Source organism: Ramlibacter sp. bp-362 (assembly GCF_054956735.1).
The window spans coordinates 1-252 of the sequence record NZ_JBUDXE010000073.1; the positions used below are offsets into that span (position 1 = coordinate 1).

Annotated in this window: 1 protein-coding gene; it reads left to right on the plus strand. The window is 71.4% G+C overall.

The genetic code is table 11. The features are described 5' to 3' along the window. On the plus strand, positions 1–252 hold a 252-nt coding region (locus ACY0MJ_RS22455), incomplete at both ends, for a hypothetical protein (RefSeq protein WP_462640777.1).

Consider the following 252-nt stretch of genomic DNA (forward strand, 5'->3'; position numbering starts at 1 on the left):
ATCCGACCGTGCACGACCAGGCGCGTCGCTTCCGTGCGCCCGCGCAGGGGGTGCATCCGCTGAGCACGATGAGCCCGGTGACGATGGACGAGGTGTACGAGCGCCTGCGCGCTCGTGGACACCGTGTGCTCACGCGCGACCTCACGACCACCGATGTGCGCCGGACCGCCCTGCGCGTGGTGCGCTCGATCGTGACGGGGCTCGTGCCCAACGCTCCGGCGGCGTTCTCGTACCTCGGGATGCCGCGGTTCC